Source organism: Pseudarthrobacter sp. NIBRBAC000502771, from assembly GCF_006517215.1.
In the GTDB taxonomy this organism is placed as follows: Bacteria; Actinomycetota; Actinomycetes; order Actinomycetales; family Micrococcaceae; genus Arthrobacter; species Arthrobacter niigatensis.
In genome coordinates this window covers 4,437,231-4,452,007 of sequence record NZ_CP041187.1, presented here as the reverse complement: position 1 = coordinate 4,452,007, position 14,777 = coordinate 4,437,231, and the positions used below count along the sequence as shown (strand labels likewise).

Genomic DNA, 14,777 nt, shown 5'->3' with positions numbered 1-14,777 from the left:
GTGCCGCCTAAGCTGTGGTCATGGAAATAGCATCCGCAGGTTCGGCGTCCCCGATGAAGTCCTTGCTCTACTGGCGCAAGAGCATGATCAACGGAGCCAAGACAGTACCTGCCATCGTGGCCATGGACAGCGCGGGCACGTTCAGCATGCATGACGCTGCCGGGGTTCCGGTATTTTCCGTGCCGGCATCCCAGGCGGCGGTCCGGTTCACGAGCATGGGGACGATGGTGGTCACGGCCAACGGCCGGAAGTACGACGTCACGGGTGTGGGCGCGTCCTTGTCGCCCAGCCCGTCCTCCTGGCAGCTCGCGGAGATGGCCGCCGGCGCGGATGGCCGCACGGACCCCACCGGCTTGAGCCGCGCAGGTTCCGCCGGAGCCGCCATGAGCGGAGCGGGAGGCCTGGGCGCTGTGGCGGGCGCGGCTGGCGGCGCCGCAATGATGTTCGCCTACTACCAGGGCCTGGACGCCATCAAAGCGTGGCAGGAAGCGCTCCCCAGCGCCGGCGCTACGGTGCAGAAGAGTTCAATGAAGGCCGGACTCTACATCTCACTGGGGGTCGTGGCCGCCGTGGTTATCGGCCTCGTGGTGGCGCTGGGCCTTCGGTAGCCGCCGCCCGACCAGGGGTGGGGCGTCTTTCTGCAGGGTGCCTCCGGCCATAAACAGGCGATGAGCGCCGGCGGCCGGTAATTCCTTGTGAGAGCGCGCACCGCCGAGTCATCCCCATCGCCCAGTATGGCGGTGCGCAGCAGGGCAGTTTCAAGGTCCTTGCGGCAAATTTGAGGCGGTGGGGAGGCCTCCCCATGTTGCGCCCTGTCTTTTCGTCCAATCGGTGTGCTTATATGGGCCTGCGCTGCAGCACCTTCGCTGCACCAGGCCACCCATCACTTGGAGTCACCATGAAGTCCTCGCAGGGCAAACTGAAAACAAAAGGTATCTCGCTGCTGGTCGCTGCCGGGGTCGCTGCCGGGGTCGCTGCCGGCGCCTCCCTCGTGGCGGCGGTTCCCGCTACCGCAGCGGGCCCGTGCGGCACGGGTTACACGTACATCGGGTCGCATCCCATCACCGTGCCGACCTACAGCAAGGACTACCGGTACGGGAAACCGGGCACCAAAACGGGCTCCATCGACGTGTACTGGAACTCCACGGCACGCAAGAACTGTTCCGTGGCCTACGCCTACGGACCCACGTACGGTATCAAGATGTACCGCCAGAACATGATCGGCAACTACCCGTCATACGGCCCGGACGACGTTTCGAGCGGCTACTACTCGTACTATGCCGGCCCGGTCTACACCAACACGCAGACCGCCGGTGGCCAGTGCATCACCCTGGACGCCAGCTTCGGTCCGAACGCCACCGACAAATCCAGTTGGGGCGCTGCGTTCTACAGCCCGGTTCACTGCTGATCCGGGAATTACGACGGCGGCACCCCTGGTTGGGTGCCGCCATTCCGGTTTCTGCGGGAGACTTGGGACTGCCCTTACGAACGAAAGCAGGATTCCGTGATCACCCTCCAGCAGGACGCTGACGGCTACGTCCGCATGAACCGGCACTACCCGGCCGGTGTCCGTATCCGGATCGCCTTCAACGACGGAACCACCGGCGACTTCTCCGGGCGCGCCCTCAATAACGCCTACGATTCAGCGGTCGCCGAGTTCCGCGCCAAGAACGGCCTCGATGCCAGGGGGTTCAACCGGGCCCCGGCCAGCCGGACCAATTCCGGAAACAAGGTGGATTTTGTTCCCGTGCATCCGGGCATGGGGGAGTAGAGCCCCGTGCGTTAGCCCGTGATTACGCCTGGCCGGCGTTCTCCTCGTGGGCCTTGACGACGAACTGTTCCACCCGCCGGTCCGGAACCAGCCAGATCAGCGCGACGACGGTGAAGACGGCCACCCCCAGCAGCGGCTGGAGGAGGGTGAGGGCGATGCCGGTGAGGTAGATCAGAGGGGAGGCCTTGCCTTTCCAGTCCCTCCCGACGGCCCGGGCCAGGGCGCCGTCCTTCCCCTGCGCGGCGATCAGCCGCCGCTCCAGGATGAAGTAGGCGATCGCGGCGCACAGCAGGTTGATGCCGTACAGCAGCACGGGGACCTGCAGGAACCCGGACTCGTCCATCCACCGGGTGGTGAACGGGAACAGGGACAGCCAGAACAGCAAGTGCAGGTTGGCCCAGAGGATGGTGCCGTTCACCCGGCTGGCGAGGTGGATCATGTGGTGGTGGTTGTTCCAGTAGATCCCCACATACACGAAGCTCAGCAGATAGGTGAAAAGTGTGGGCAGGATGGCGGCGACGCCTGCCCACGTTGGTTCCTCCGGGGTGTGCAGTTCCAGCACCATGATGGTGATGATGATGGCCAGGACGCCGTCGCTGAAGGCTTCGAGCCGGTTCTTGTTCACCCGAATATCATGCACGCAAAGTCCGGTGCCCGCGCGTTAAATGATGGTTACCGTGCCAGCGTCGCCGTCCACGCTCACCGTCTGCCCGCCGGCCAGCCGCTGGGTCGCCACCCCGGTGCCCAGGACGGCCGGGATGCCGTACTCGCGGGCCACGATGGAGCTGTGGCTCAGCGGGCCGCCCACATCGGTCACCACCGCGGAAGCCATCGCGAACAACGGCGTCCAGGCGGGAGTGGTCATGCGGGCCACCAGCACCTCGCCGGGCTGCATCAGGCCGAAGTCCCCGGGGCCCCGGAGGACGCGGGCGGCCGCTGTCACACGGCCGGAGCTTGCGCCGGTGCCTTTGATCACGCCGCCGGCTTGTTGCTGCGGGCCTCCCGGCATCATCGAGCCGAACGCCTTCTCCATCCAGGCCTTCCGCGGGAGCATCTGTGGCGCCGCAGCCTTGGACTGGCCGCGCCACAGCATCCTGCGGTCCTCGACTGCGGCGGCGCGGACCGGCCGGGAGGCTCCGGCAAGGGCAATGCCAGCTTCGGGCTCCGCGAGCCCGAACTCCACGGCACCCTGCAGCTCGGAGAACCGGAGCCAGAACACATCATCGGCCTCAGCGATGACGCCGGAGGCCACAAGCCGCCGCCCGAGCTCCCGCAGGAACCGCCGGAGCAACGGCCATGCGAGTCCGACGTCGGCCAGCGCGTCCTCGCGGACCGGGGCCGTCTCCTGCGCCCACCTCAGCACCCGCAGGAACAGTGCCCGACGCCGCGGACGCAGCCGGCCGGCGACGTCCCGGGTCAGTTCCTCCCGGCGCTCGGTCAGCAGCCGCTGCCGCTCATGCGGGTCGGTGCCCTGCCCGCGCAGGTAAAACTTCACCGTCTCCAGCTGTGCGGACGGGTTGTCGGCCGGCACCGGGGTGGCGAAGTCCAGGTTGTAGACCGCGTGGCCGTAGAGGTCCAGATGCTCCTGGAACGCGATCCGCCACTCCTGCCACAGGACGCCGTCCACTCCGGCCGGCGCTGAACCGGTGCGCAGGCACTCGGCGAGTTCCGCCGTCGTACTTTCCAACAGGGCGGATACCAGCGAGGGGTCGCTGCGCGCCCAGCCGGCGAGGTCGTACAGCGACTTTTCCGCCCGGATCGGTTCGCTGTCGAAGCCCAGGAGGAACTGCTGGGCCGGAGGATCGCCGCGTCGCCGGACGGTCTTATAGAAGCCCCGGAAGGAGAGTTCGCTCATGTCGGCCAGCGGGATGATGGACTGCACCGCCGTGTAGTACACGGTGCCGGCGTCCAGGAGGGCCTGCACGCCCGCCAGCAGATCGGCTCCGGAAAGCCCGGCCGGCGGCTTCGTGGACCAGTCCTTAATGATCCGTTCGTAGCCCGGATGCGAGTAGTCGCGCCAGCCCGCCACCCCCATGTGCGCCGTGCCGCGGAACAGTGCGCTCATGGCGGGGACGGTCCGGGCCGTCATCCGCAGCATGGGCCAGGTGCGGTAGTAGTAATAGGCGTAGCCGTTGACGGTGGGGAAGCGGACGTCGCCCTCGCGCAGGGGGTGGCCGCCCAGCGCCTGGTTCATCAGGGCCGAGATGGAACGGGACACGGATCCGTCGATGAGGTCGGCGAAGAGCGGGGAGAGCGGCTCCGGCATCTGCTCCACGATGCTCGCCCGGAAGTAGAGGCCCTTGGGGTAGGGGACGGGCCATTCCGTGGGGACGTCCCCCGCGGGTTCGGGCAGCGCGGTGATGGGCCGGGACTGGAGCAGGAAGAACCTGCCGCCTGCACGCGCCCACTCGATGTCCTGCGGGGATCCGAAATGCTCGGTGGTCCGCTGGCCGTGGGCAGCGAGTTCAGCCGCCGCGGCATCGTCCAGGACGGGCGCACGACGGCGGGCCTCCGCCACTTTTTCCTCGGCAGTTCCGTTCTCCGTGGGTACGGTCATGAGTTCCTTGTCGGCAGTCTGCCGCGCGAGGATTTTGCCCGTGCGGGTCTCAACGGTCAGGTCGTCGGTGGTGACCTGCCCGCTGACCACGGCCTCGCCCAGGCCCCAGGCGGCGCTGATCACCGTCTGGTCGCGGCGGCCGTTTGAGGGGTTGGCGGTGAACATCACCCCGGCTGCCTCGGCCTCCACCATTTGCTGGATTACGACGGCGAGGCGCACCTGGGCGGGCGGGACGCCCTCGCGTGCGCGGTAGGCCATCGCACGCGCGGTCCAAAGGGAGGCCCAGCAGTTGATGACGGCCTTGGCCAGGGCGTCCATGCCGCGGACGTTGAGGTAGCTTTCCTGCTGCCCGGCGAAGCTGGCGGAGGCGAGGTCCTCGGCGGTGGCGGAGGAGCGGACCGACACGGCGGTGTCCCCGCCGCCGAGGCGCTCATAGGCGGCCTCGAGTTCGGCCCGGATGCGTGGGGGCATGGCACCTTTGCTGAACAGGGTCCTGATGAGTGCGGAGGCGTGCTCGTAGTCTTCGGCCGCCGCCTCAGGCGGGAGCCCGGCCAGCTCCTGGATGGCCTCCCCGAGCTTGTTGTCTGCCACGAAGGCCGCGTAGGCGTCGGTGGTGAGGACCACCCCCGCCGGCGGCACCGGCAGCCCGGCCCGGATGAGGCCGCCGAGGCCCACGGCCTTGCCACCCACCCCGGCGATGTCGTTCCGGTCGACGTCGCCCAGGTCCATGACGTAGGTCATGACGTGCCCTCCCTGATGCCCGCCGCCGTCGTCCGTTTCGCTGGGACGAAGGCGCCGCTCCCCTAGTTAACCGTTGCCCTCATCGGTTCCGGTGTCTTCCCACATGACGTCGAGGTTGTGGAAGGTCACCGGCCCGTCGCACAGCTCCGCCATTTTCGCGGCGAAGTCCGATGTTTCGGGCCTGTTCGAGTTCTCCATGGCCGACTCGTAGGAATCGAAGTCGACGATGGTGAAGTAGTGCCCGGGCTTGTCCCTGTCAGCTGCGCCTATGATGCGGCGGAATGTTGCAGGCGAGCTTTCCCCGGTCCTGGCGGGCCGGCCCAGGTCCACGATCTCGTTAATTCGCGAGCTGTTGAATTCGATGATCTGCACAAACCCGGCCATGACGGACTCCTGACGGTGATGGACGCTGATGCCGGTCAGGCTAGTCCCGGCACCGGGCTGTGCAAAGGGGAGGAATGCCCCACTTTGCCGTTAGGTATCCCGGGATATTGACTGCCCGGGATGGGAGGAATACTTTCTGCCGTAACGGCGATCGTGGAATCCCGTTGCCACCGAACCAGGTGCCGGGTGCCCGCTGCCCCCGGCGCCACTCACGGCGCCCTGCTGACATCGCCCGCTCCGCGCCGGCATGTATGAGAACACATCAAAGGGAAAGACCATGCCGAAGTATCTGTTCGAAGCAACGTACGTGGGCCAGGGCATCAAGGGGCTCATGCAGGAAGGCGGTACCGCGCGGCGCGATGCCCTGACGGAGGCGCTGAAGTCCGTGGGCGGAACGCTGGAAAGCTTCTACTACGCCTTTGGTTACTATGACGTCCTGGGCGTCTTTGACGCGCCGGACGATGCCAGCGCTGCAGCGTTGTCGCTGCTGATCAACTCGTCGGGGAACGTCAACGTCCGGCTGAAGCCGCTCCTGACGGTGGCGGACCTGGACGAAGCCGCGAAGAAGACCCCGACCTACCGGGCACCGGGACAGTAGGGGAGTTACGCACGTTGGCCGGCGGCCCGCCGTCGGAAATTACGACGGCGGTGCGCCGGCTTGCGTGCCATACTGCGGACACTGCCTGGCAGCGAGGAGGGCGAGATCGTAGATCAGTTGCTGGACTTCGCGCTCGCGGCCGCTGACCCGGGGGACCGGCGCCTGGGACGCCGTGGGACGCCTTGTTGGGGGAGCGGGAACGGGCCGGTGGGCGGCGCCCGGAGGCTCCGGCGTCGTCCGATCCCTATTGCGGGCTGGTGATGTGTCCTGACTTTTCATGATGTCCCCCGGTCCGGCGTGTGTGGACACTGTAGGAAGCCGCGCCGACGTACGGAAGGGGTTTTGTCCATCAGCGGGAATAATTGCCGGAATCTTGAGCCAATGCCGGCGCCGGACCGTCGGTAGGATCGGAGCACTGCCGCGTGCGGCCGGAATTTTGGGGGAAACACATTTTGGGGAACAAGACGTTGCGGCGCTCTGCCGCCGTTATCCTGATGGCCGCGTGCGCCGTCGTGCTGTTGCCGGCACCGGCTCATGCGGACTACGTCTGCTGGATGTCCGACGGGATCAGGTACTGCTACGACCCCGGCGACCGGCAGGTTCCGGAGGAGCCCCCGCCGGTGCCGGTGGTGGAACCTCCATACACGCCACCCGCGTACACGCCACCACTGGCCGCCCCGGTGCCTGCCCAGCCCGCGCCGGCCCCAGTCCCTGACCAACCCGCCCCGGTGCCTGCCCAACCCGCGCCGGCACCGGCTGTCCAGGCGCCCACTCCGGTTCAGGCCCCGCGGGTTCCCGCACCGGGCTACATCCCGCCGCAATCCACGGGGTACCAACCGCCGGCCGTCGCAGAGGCGGCAGAGGTTGCCGAGGCTTCGGCTAACGTCCAAGCCGCTAATGAGCCTCTGGAAACCCGGCCTGCCCCGGAACCGCCTACCCCTGCTGCGACATCCGTAACAGCGAGCCCGGCGGCGACACCAGCGGAGCCCATCCAGGCCGCTGTACCGGTCGAGGTGGCGGGCGCTCCTGTTGCCGGCAGTGAACCGTTCCCTGCCCTTCCCGTCATCGGTGTCGCCCTGCTTCTCGCCGGTGCCGGTGCGTGGTTCGGGCTTCGGCGCCGGCGAAAGGCCCGCGGGGGTGGGGCGGACCAGGCGTGGGAGCTTGGGTGACCCAATCCGGTGAAGGTGCGGTGCCGTCGTCGTACCCTGAATCAAGAGGCAACAAGGGGAGGAAGTTGTGGCGGACACTGCGGCGCACACGACCGTTGACGAAGCGATGGCCCAGCTGGCTGAGCTCGAGGATGTAAAGGTGCGCGAGGCGAACGAAAAGCGCGGGGATGACCACGGCGTGAACCTCAGCCAGCTGCGCGCGCTCGCGAAGCGGCTGAAAACCCAGCAGGACCTGTCGGTCCGGTTGTGGGAGACCGGCGATACGGCAGCCCGGCTTTTGGCGCTGCTGGTTTGCCGCCCCAAGGCGTTCCGGCGGGATGAGCTGGATGCGATGCTGCGGGACGCCCGCGCCCCGAAGCTGCAGGACTGGCTGGTGAACTATGTGGTCAAGAAGAGCCCGCACGGTGAGGAATTGCGCACCGCGTGGCTTGCTGACACGGATCCCGTGGTGGCTGCCGCCGGATGGGCATTGACCTCGGACCGCGTGGTCAGGAAACCCGAGGGCCTGGACCTTCCGGCCCTGCTGGACACCATCGAAGCGGAGATGAAGGACGCCCCGGACAGGCTGCAGTGGGCAATGAACACGTGCCTGGCGCAGATCGGGATCGAGCACGCGGCCTACCGGAAGCGTGCCACCGCGATCGGTGAGCGGCTTGAAGTGCTGAAGGATTACCCGACGCCCCCGGGGTGTACGTCGCCGTTCGCCCCGGCATGGATCGGCGAGATGGTGCGGCGGAAAGGGGAGTAGCAGGTTTTACGACGACGGCGCGTGCGCAGGCGCCTCTGGCCAGGTGCGGGTGCGGGCTATCCCACGCCGCTGGGCATATCGACGGCCGTTTCCCGGTTTCGGTCCGCGTAGTACGAGCGCATGCCGTGCTTTACGCCCAGCCGGATGATCCAGTACAGCAGCGTGGCGCCCAAGGCGATAGGCACGATCAGCACAGCTGCGTTAAGCAGCATCCATCCAACATTCACAATTTCCCCCAATGTGAGTTTTTCCCAGCCTCTCACGAATGCTGTTCCGACGCCGAAGGCTCCGTCCCCACGGGGCGGAGCCTTCGTCAAACCGTTATCGAATCAGGAATCCTGGTTTACGGCCACCACGATTTTGCCGCGGGTGTGGCCATCCATGTTGGACCGGAAGGCATCGGCGGCCTTGTCCAGCGGGAAGACCTCGGCAACTTCCACGCGAAGCTTGCCCTGGTCCGCCAAGTCAGCAAGAGCGTGCAAATCCGAACCTACGGGGGTGACCCACATCCACTCGCCGCCGTGCTCTTCCACGTCGCTGTCCGCGATGGAGGCGTGCCGGCCGCCGTCGGCCAGCACCGCCAGCGTGGCATCAAGGTTGCCGCCGACGAAGTCTGCGACGACCTCCACACCGTCGGGACGCAGCGCGCGCACGCGGTCCGAAAGACCGTCGCCGTAGGCAACCGGCTCGGCGCCGAGGGAGCGGAGGAACTCGTGGTTCTTCTGCGAGGCGGTGGCAATGACGCTGGCGCCGAGGGCCACTGCGATCTGGATGCCGAGGGAGCCCACACCGCCGGAGCCGCCGTGGATCAGGACAGTTTCCCCGGCCGTCAGGCCCAGCCGGTTGAGCACCTGGTAAGCGGTGAGCCCGGCCAGCGGCAGGCCGGCGGATTCGTTCCATCCGAGCGTGGCGGGCTTCCTGGCCAGAACCCGCTCCGGCAGTGCGATGTACTCGGCGAAGCTGCCGCCGTGGACGTAGTCCTTGCGGCCATAGGCGATAACCTCATCGCCGGGCTGGAACTGCCTTGCATCGACACCGACGGACTCCACAACGCCTGCGACGTCCCAGCCGGGGATGGCGGGGAACTGCAGGTCCATGACCGCGTCCAGTCCGCCGGCCATGATCTTCCAGTCCACCGGATTAACTGCTGCCGCCTTGACCTTGACCAGGACCATTCCGGGCCCGACCTTCGGCATCGGCTGGTCGCCGTATTCGAGGACGTCCGGGTTTCCGTATTCGCTGTAAGTGATTGCCTTCATGGTTGGGACAACTGCGCGGCGGCACTTCACTATTCCGGATAGGGCTGGGGAGTGGCGTATCGCACGGGCAGGGCGACGGCGGCTGTCGCCGTCGTCTCCAAGCGGCCAGGCGGTGGCGGGCTACTGCGCAAGATCTACGTAGGCGTGCCAGTATCTTGCGTTTTGCCTCGAGGACGCCAGCACCACCAGGCCCGTCTGGCTGTTGACGTTTTGTTTGGTTGACGTTGGGTCGTTGATGTCTGTGTCGGTGCCGCTGCTGATGATGGGGGTGCCTGCCCCGGGTGCGAAGGAAACGTTGTCGATCGGCGACTTCTTGTAGTAGATGGTTCCGCCCTCTTCGGGCGCCACTGCGAACATCCAGATTTCGCGGTGCTCCTCGTCGATCATGACCATCGGCCTGGTGTGGAGGTCCTGCACCTCGCCGAACTCCGCGCTGGTCCAGTCGCCCTTACCATCGCGCACCAGCAGTGCCACCAACGTTTGGCCGACCTTCCGGTTGGCGGTTTTGATCGCCGCGAAGAGGCGCCCGTTGCCGTCGCTGGTCAGTTGCCTAAGGTTCAGATGATCGTTGGCGCAGCCACCGGTGCAGTTCTTTCCCCCGCCGTAAGCCACCTCTGTTTGCCACGAGTTCTCCGGCTGCCCGTCCTGATGGACGGCAAAATAGAACTTCTTTTGTCCCGGCCGCTGGTTGCTCCACATGATGCCGATCTTGTCGCCCTGGAAAGACGTGACGGCGGAGATATCGTCGTAGTGCACCTGGGCGTTGGCGGTGGGCAGGACGAATGGGGTGCCCCACGCCGTGTCGCTGGTGGCTGAGTGGTTGACGTAGACGCGGTTGCTGTTGTCGGAGGACACAGTGGTGTAGGTGACCCACAGCTTGCCGAGGGAGTCCTTGGCCACCGTGATCGATTCCGTGCTCCCGCTGTGCAGGGTGACGGGGAATCCAGCATCCTGCGAATAGGTCTTGGCCAACGCGTCATAGCTGAACCGGTGCAGCTCCGCGGACCCGGACGTCACCGCCTGCTGGGACGGTGGCGAGTTCCACTCCGAGCGCACCGTCGTGCTCGACACGACATAGAGCTTGCCGTCGACTGCGTCCCACAGGGCGTCTCCCCGCGCCGTCTGACGCGGGTCGACGACTGTCTCGGTCCCTTGCCACGTCTGCGTTGCGGCATCAAGCCGGTGGATCGTTGTCGCATGGGCGGATTCGCTCCACAGCAGCCCCCACCAGCTCCCGTCCTGGAACCAGAGCTTGCTCTGGGCCTTGTCAGCAGTTGGCGTTCTTACGCCGTCGGCCGCAAAAGAAGGGCCAGGGATTCCGACGTCGGCAGCCTGGGCGGGGAGCGGGAGCGCGAGCGCAACGGACGCCGCGAGGAGGAGGGCGATGAGGAGGCGGAGCAGGCGCATAACAGTCCCCTTGGGTTATGTCAGTAACGCCGGGGCCGTTGCATCACCTGCCGGCGGGATCACCATACGTCCGCAGGCCACGCCCCGGATGGCCGCGGTGGCAGGAAGGGGAGCCAAAAGGGGAGTGCTTTAGGTAGGCGGCGGTGGATGCCCGGAAACCCCGTACCAGGACTGGGAGCGCCGGCTTTTACGCGGCGTCGATGGCGTCGAGCCACGAGAACCTGCTCAGCTACGACGGTGCTCCCTGGATACACCGTCAATCACCCGCGGGCCGGGCCAGGCGGCGGAGCAGCGATACGGCGTCGTCCACGGGCACGGGCTCGAAGAACCTGGCGTCGGCAAGTTCGACGGCGGCGATGGCCCGGGGAGCCAGCTCGGCTCCTGCGCTGGTAACGCGCAGCCGTTTGGCCCGGGTGTCGGTGGGGTCGACTTCCCGTTCGATGAGTCCCTTCGCTTCCAGGGCGCGCAGGACTTGGGAGGCCATCTTGACGTCGGTGCCCGCCTGCCGGGCGAGGGCCAGCTGGTTGGGGTGCTCACCCTTGTTGTTGAGCCACCACGCGCAGGCGAGCAGCACAAACTGCACGTGGGTGAGATCAAGCGGGGCGAGTGCTGCCGCGATGTCCCGCTGCCAGCGCAGCGTGGCGTGCCAGAGCAGGAATCCGGGGCTCTCGCCGGGGTTGAGCGGCATCAGCCGCCTGCCATCGTGACCAGCGCGGCCATGGTTTCCGGCCAGTCCGCGGTGATGCCGGGCCCAATCTGCGGGCCGGCCTCGTCGGCGCCGTCGCCGCTGATCTCCATCCGGTACACCACGCGGATCCGGTCCTCGCCGGCTGCATCGATGCGGTGGGTGGTGCGCAGGAGCAGGCCGCCGAAGCGGGCCTCGTCCACGAAGCGTTCGTTTTCGACGGCCTCGGTGATGACCAGGGGGATCGGATCGTCCCCCGGAGGCGTCATCAGGATCTGGGTTCCGGCCTCGAAGGGGCCGTTGATCTCGATCTTCTCGATCTCGCTGTTCCAGGCGCCCCAGTTTTCGACGTCGGACCAGAGCCGCCAGATGGCTTCTGGCGTGGCGTTGGTTTCGATACTGTGCTCGTATTCCCACATGGTGGCCTCCTCAGAAGATGATCTACACAAAGATTATCTGTGCACAGACTAACTTCTGTCTAGAGGGGAACCCGAAGGTTTACCTGTACCCTGACAGTAGGTTCTGGGCTTCAGCGCCGCATCGACCAAGCCCGCCTTTGTTGCCGGCGGGCGGGCTGGACTCCTGGCAGCGTCCCCTTCGACGTCGTCGAACCCCCGCTGCAATCGGCCCGAATCCGATCGCACCCAACATCTTGGAATGGAACTTCATCCCTACTGGCACCCCAGCTCCGGCGGAAGTCCCGCCCTTTGACCCCACCCCTTCGCTCACAGCCGCGGCGGCCGGGCACCTGACCTGGATGGACGCCGGCACCGGGATGGCCGCGCGGTGGCGGTCGGCCAACGGCAGGCCTGCGCCCGGGCGGGTGGAGGTGGTGGATGACGCCCTCACGGCCGACGAGGCGTACCGCAAGGCATCACAGGGGATCGCGATGCTCTGGCACGGAGACTTCCACAACGCGCGGCAGATCCTCAACGCCCTGGACCGCCGGATAGGCGCCGGAAAGAAGGCCGCAGGAACCCCGGCTGAAAGGTTCTACCGGCACCGGCAAGCCGCCTCGCACCGGGCACGCATCCTGGGCCTGCTGTTGATTCCCCTTGATCCGGGCCCGGTGGTGCCACTGCGCCGCGCACCGGACATCCGCGAAGCCGCCGCGGCAGCGTACGGAGACATTGTAGAGTCTTCCGTGGTGTCCCTGCATGAGCTTGTCGGGGCCATTGGCGCCCACGAGTGGCGGCGAAATGGCGTCTACGTCGATGCCCTGCAAGGCCGCATCCACCCGCACTATGGCACGTTCTTCCCCACCCGCAGTGAGTATGTGGATCTCGTGGCCGCCGCTGCGCTGCCCTCTGACACGCTGGCGTTCGACGTCGGAACCGGCACGGGTGTACTCGCTGCCGTCCTCGCGCGCCGTGGCGTCCACCGCGTGGTGGCGACGGACAATGAACCGCGTGCCATCGCCTGCGCCGCTGAGAATTTCCGGAACCTCGGTGTCCAGGACCGTGCCGAGGTAGTCCTGACCGACATGTTCCCGCCCGGGCGGGCACCCCTCATCGTGTGCAACCCGCCCTGGATTCCGGCCACGCCGCACTCCACCCTGGACAACGCCGTCTACGACCCCGGGAGCCGGATGCTGTTCCGCTTCCTGAACGGACTCTCCGACCATCTGGAGCCGGGGGGTGAGGCCTGGCTTGTCCTCTCCGACCTGGCTGAGCACCTTGGCCTACGGACACGTGAGGATCTGCTGACCGCCATCACGGCGGCCGGGCTGAAGGTGGTGGAACGGCTCGACACCAAGCCAACGCATCCGAAGGCATCGGACCGCGATGATCCTCTGTTCGAGGCGCGCTCGGCCGAGGTCACGTCATTGTGGCGGCTTGTCACCCGCTAGCACCAAGGGATGTGCCCCACGAGGCGGGCACTGCGCGGCCTGCCCCAGTTGGGCGCGGGCCGCTACGCGGTCAGGCCGTTCCTGATCGCGAACAACGTAGCCCCCACCCGGTTGGTGGCACCGATCTTGGTGTAAATGTGCTCCACGTGGTTGCGGACGGTCTTCCGGGAGAGGAAGAGGCCGTCTGCGATCTGGGCCGGCGTCAGGCCGCGGCACAGCATGCCGAGGATTTCCACTTCCCGCGGGGTGAGGCCACCGGCGGCCGCATGCGGGCGGCGGGGCTGCTGGCCGGCCGCCACCAGCACAGCCTCCACCGCTCCAGCGGCGAGCCTCCCGGCCGACACTTCCTGCCGGAGACGGGCCGCCGCATCAGCCGGCGGGAGCGCGGGCCGATGCGGGCGTGGCTCCACGGAGGCATGGTAGGAGTCCGCAGCCGCCAGGATCCGCTGCTTTACCCCCAGCTCGTTTCCGCCGATCCCGCGTGGATAGCCGGACCCGTCCAGCCGCTCGTGGTGTGAGCCGGTGAGGGCCGCCTCGCCCTTCAGACCGGGAACGCGGTTGAGGATCCGCTCTCCCAGAAACGGATGCATGCGGATTCGTTCCTGCTCCAGCGCTGAGAGGGGCTCCTTCTTGTCCCACACCTGGTTGGACACCCCCAAACGGCCCAGGTCGTGCACCCATCCCGCACGGCGGAGCTCCCTGACGTCGTCCGCCGGCAGCCCGTGCTCCTCGCCCGCGGCGGCCGCCAGAGCCGCCACCGCGCGGGAGTGTCCGGCCGTGTAGGGAGACTTGAGGTCCGCGAAGTCGCCGATGGCGCGCAGCACTGTATCCAACTGGCTGCCGGACAGGGGAGCGTCCGTGGGAGCCAGGTCAAGGGCGGCCTGCCAGCAGTCGACGTCGAGGAGTCCCTCGGTGAGAGCCCCGGCCTGGTCGATGAACAGTTCGGCCAGTGCGGGATCGAACTGGCTGCCTCGGCGTGCCTGCACCATGGCCACCGCGCCGGCCACGCCTTCCCTCCGCAGGAAAACCTCGGCCGTATCGGCCAGGTGCATGATCCGCATTTCCAGCGGGATGTCCGGCCCCGCGACCCCCTCCGGGAGGCCCTTGCCGTCCCACCGCTCAAAGGTGTGGGTGAGCAGTCCTGCCACGCCGTCGTCGAGCCCTACACTGCTGGCCAGCACCCCGGCGGAGACGCAGTGCGAGGCAATCATGGTGCGTACCGCTCCGCTGCCGGTCGCGGCGAAACGCGTCCAACGGGCGAGGCGGGGGAGCGGCGGGAGGCCGGCGCCGGCGTGGCTGAACATGCCGGCGTACATGGGCAGGCCGTGCTGGTCGCGACGGTAATAGTCGGCGCGGAAGGCAATATCGTCCGTGAACAGCGCGGCCAGTTCAAAGGAATCCGCGTGGCAGCCGATCCAGGCCAGCTGGTTGGCGTAGTAGATCCTGCCCTGGCCGGCCGCGTCCACGCCCGCTGCCCCGGCGATCCGCAGCGCCAGCAGGGACGCGCGCAGCATGTGTTCCATCGGCTGCCCCAGCTCCAGATCGATGGCAAGCGACAGCGCGGCCAGAACTTCGCTGCGGCGGGGCGCAGCCGGTGACTGCATCACAC

The 14,777-nt window shown here is 67.2% G+C and carries 15 protein-coding genes; 6 read left to right on the top strand and 9 right to left on the bottom strand.

From position 1 onward, the window contains the following. The first annotated feature begins 20 nt into the window (after positions 1 to 20). From NIBR502771_RS20520 to NIBR502771_RS20510, 3 genes are all read left to right on the top strand, one after another. Positions 21 to 608, top strand: a complete 588-nt coding sequence (locus tag NIBR502771_RS20520; RefSeq protein ID WP_246839758.1) for a hypothetical protein — start codon at positions 21 to 23, stop codon at positions 606 to 608. Between the two features lie 290 nt (positions 609 to 898). Continuing rightward, on the top strand, positions 899 to 1,408 hold the full coding sequence (locus NIBR502771_RS20515; protein WP_141161332.1) for a hypothetical protein: 510 nt from the start codon (positions 899 to 901) through the stop codon (positions 1,406 to 1,408). Between the two features lie 96 nt (positions 1,409 to 1,504). Beyond that, a complete protein-coding gene (locus NIBR502771_RS20510; RefSeq protein ID WP_141161331.1) occupies positions 1,505 to 1,771 on the top strand; it encodes a hypothetical protein in 267 nt (88 codons plus the stop codon). A 22-nt stretch (positions 1,772 to 1,793) separates the two neighbouring features. Here NIBR502771_RS20510 and NIBR502771_RS20505 read toward each other — a convergent pair whose 3' ends face one another. The 3 genes from NIBR502771_RS20505 to NIBR502771_RS20495 all read right to left on the bottom strand — a co-directional run bounded on the left by NIBR502771_RS20505 (position 1,794) and on the right by NIBR502771_RS20495 (position 5,453). Further along, on the bottom strand, positions 1,794 to 2,396 hold the full coding sequence (locus tag NIBR502771_RS20505; protein ID WP_141161330.1) for a TMEM175 family protein: 603 nt from the start codon (positions 2,394 to 2,396) through the stop codon (positions 1,794 to 1,796). 36 nt (positions 2,397 to 2,432) lie between these two features. Continuing rightward, a complete protein-coding gene (locus NIBR502771_RS20500; RefSeq protein ID WP_141161329.1) occupies positions 2,433 to 5,069 on the bottom strand; it encodes a PEP/pyruvate-binding domain-containing protein in 2,637 nt (878 codons plus the stop codon). 66 nt (positions 5,070 to 5,135) lie between these two features. Further along, a complete protein-coding gene (locus NIBR502771_RS20495) occupies positions 5,136 to 5,453 on the bottom strand; it encodes a hypothetical protein (protein WP_141161328.1) in 318 nt (105 codons plus the stop codon). A gap of 277 nt (positions 5,454 to 5,730) precedes the next feature. Between NIBR502771_RS20495 and NIBR502771_RS20490 the strand changes: the two genes are divergently transcribed. Both NIBR502771_RS20490 and NIBR502771_RS20480 read left to right on the top strand, forming a co-directional pair. After that, positions 5,731 to 6,051 carry a GYD domain-containing protein gene (locus tag NIBR502771_RS20490; RefSeq protein WP_141161327.1) on the top strand — a complete coding sequence of 107 codons (321 nt, stop codon included), beginning with the start codon at positions 5,731 to 5,733 and terminating at the stop codon, positions 6,049 to 6,051. Between the two features lie 1,275 nt (positions 6,052 to 7,326). Beyond that, complete coding sequence (locus NIBR502771_RS20480) at positions 7,327 to 7,968, top strand: DNA alkylation repair protein (RefSeq protein ID WP_210411427.1); 642 nt, start codon at positions 7,327 to 7,329, stop codon at positions 7,966 to 7,968. 56 nt (positions 7,969 to 8,024) lie between these two features. Here NIBR502771_RS20480 and NIBR502771_RS20815 read toward each other — a convergent pair whose 3' ends face one another. The 5 genes from NIBR502771_RS20815 to NIBR502771_RS20460 form a co-directional block, all read right to left on the bottom strand. Next, entirely contained in the window at positions 8,025 to 8,180 is a 156-nt protein-coding gene (locus tag NIBR502771_RS20815; RefSeq protein ID WP_168225769.1) for a hypothetical protein, read from the bottom strand. Positions 8,181 to 8,297: 117 nt separating this feature from the next. Beyond that, positions 8,298 to 9,227 carry an NADP-dependent oxidoreductase gene (locus NIBR502771_RS20475; RefSeq protein WP_141161324.1) on the bottom strand — a complete coding sequence of 310 codons (930 nt, stop codon included), beginning with the start codon at positions 9,225 to 9,227 and terminating at the stop codon, positions 8,298 to 8,300. Positions 9,228 to 9,347: 120 nt separating this feature from the next. Beyond that, positions 9,348 to 10,634, bottom strand: a complete 1,287-nt coding sequence (locus tag NIBR502771_RS20470; RefSeq protein ID WP_141161323.1) for a hypothetical protein — start codon at positions 10,632 to 10,634, stop codon at positions 9,348 to 9,350. A gap of 256 nt (positions 10,635 to 10,890) precedes the next feature. Continuing rightward, positions 10,891 to 11,322: a MarR family winged helix-turn-helix transcriptional regulator gene (locus NIBR502771_RS20465; RefSeq protein ID WP_141161322.1), complete on the bottom strand. Its 432-nt coding sequence runs from the start codon at positions 11,320 to 11,322 to the stop codon at positions 10,891 to 10,893. After that, entirely contained in the window at positions 11,322 to 11,738 is a 417-nt protein-coding gene (locus NIBR502771_RS20460; RefSeq protein WP_141161321.1) for an SRPBCC family protein, read from the bottom strand. The genes NIBR502771_RS20465 and NIBR502771_RS20460 overlap by 1 nt, the downstream gene beginning before the upstream one ends. Positions 11,739 to 12,094: 356 nt before the next feature. On the opposite strand from NIBR502771_RS20460, the gene NIBR502771_RS20455 reads away from it, so the two are divergent. Further along, entirely contained in the window at positions 12,095 to 13,168 is a 1,074-nt protein-coding gene (locus tag NIBR502771_RS20455) for a class I SAM-dependent methyltransferase (protein WP_141161661.1), read from the top strand. 62 nt (positions 13,169 to 13,230) lie between these two features. On the opposite strand, the gene NIBR502771_RS20450 is transcribed toward NIBR502771_RS20455, so the two are convergent. Next, positions 13,231 to 14,772, bottom strand: a complete 1,542-nt coding sequence (locus tag NIBR502771_RS20450) for an HD domain-containing phosphohydrolase (RefSeq protein ID WP_141161660.1) — start codon at positions 14,770 to 14,772, stop codon at positions 13,231 to 13,233. Positions 14,773 to 14,777 lie beyond the last annotated feature (5 nt).

Coding starts and splice junctions, on each gene's coding strand:
- NIBR502771_RS20475 (WP_141161324.1), bottom strand. CDS start 9,227: ATGAAGGCAATCACTTACAGCGAATACGGAAACCCGGACGTCCTCGAA.
- NIBR502771_RS20460 (WP_141161321.1), bottom strand. CDS start 11,738: ATGTGGGAATACGAGCACAGTATCGAAACCAACGCCACGCCAGAAGCC.
- NIBR502771_RS20520 (WP_246839758.1), top strand. CDS start 21: ATGGAAATAGCATCCGCAGGTTCGGCGTCCCCGATGAAGTCCTTGCTC.
- NIBR502771_RS20455 (WP_141161661.1), top strand. CDS start 12,095: ATGGCCGCGCGGTGGCGGTCGGCCAACGGCAGGCCTGCGCCCGGGCGG.
- NIBR502771_RS20470 (WP_141161323.1), bottom strand. CDS start 10,634: ATGCGCCTGCTCCGCCTCCTCATCGCCCTCCTCCTCGCGGCGTCCGTT.
- NIBR502771_RS20815 (WP_168225769.1), bottom strand. CDS start 8,180: ATGCTGCTTAACGCAGCTGTGCTGATCGTGCCTATCGCCTTGGGCGCC.
- NIBR502771_RS20500 (WP_141161329.1), bottom strand. CDS start 5,069: ATGACCTACGTCATGGACCTGGGCGACGTCGACCGGAACGACATCGCC.
- NIBR502771_RS20495 (WP_141161328.1), bottom strand. CDS start 5,453: ATGGCCGGGTTTGTGCAGATCATCGAATTCAACAGCTCGCGAATTAAC.
- NIBR502771_RS20490 (WP_141161327.1), top strand. CDS start 5,731: ATGCCGAAGTATCTGTTCGAAGCAACGTACGTGGGCCAGGGCATCAAG.
- NIBR502771_RS20480 (WP_210411427.1), top strand. CDS start 7,327: ATGGCCCAGCTGGCTGAGCTCGAGGATGTAAAGGTGCGCGAGGCGAAC.
- NIBR502771_RS20450 (WP_141161660.1), bottom strand. CDS start 14,772: ATGCAGTCACCGGCTGCGCCCCGCCGCAGCGAAGTTCTGGCCGCGCTG.
- NIBR502771_RS20465 (WP_141161322.1), bottom strand. CDS start 11,322: ATGCCGCTCAACCCCGGCGAGAGCCCCGGATTCCTGCTCTGGCACGCC.
- NIBR502771_RS20515 (WP_141161332.1), top strand. CDS start 899: ATGAAGTCCTCGCAGGGCAAACTGAAAACAAAAGGTATCTCGCTGCTG.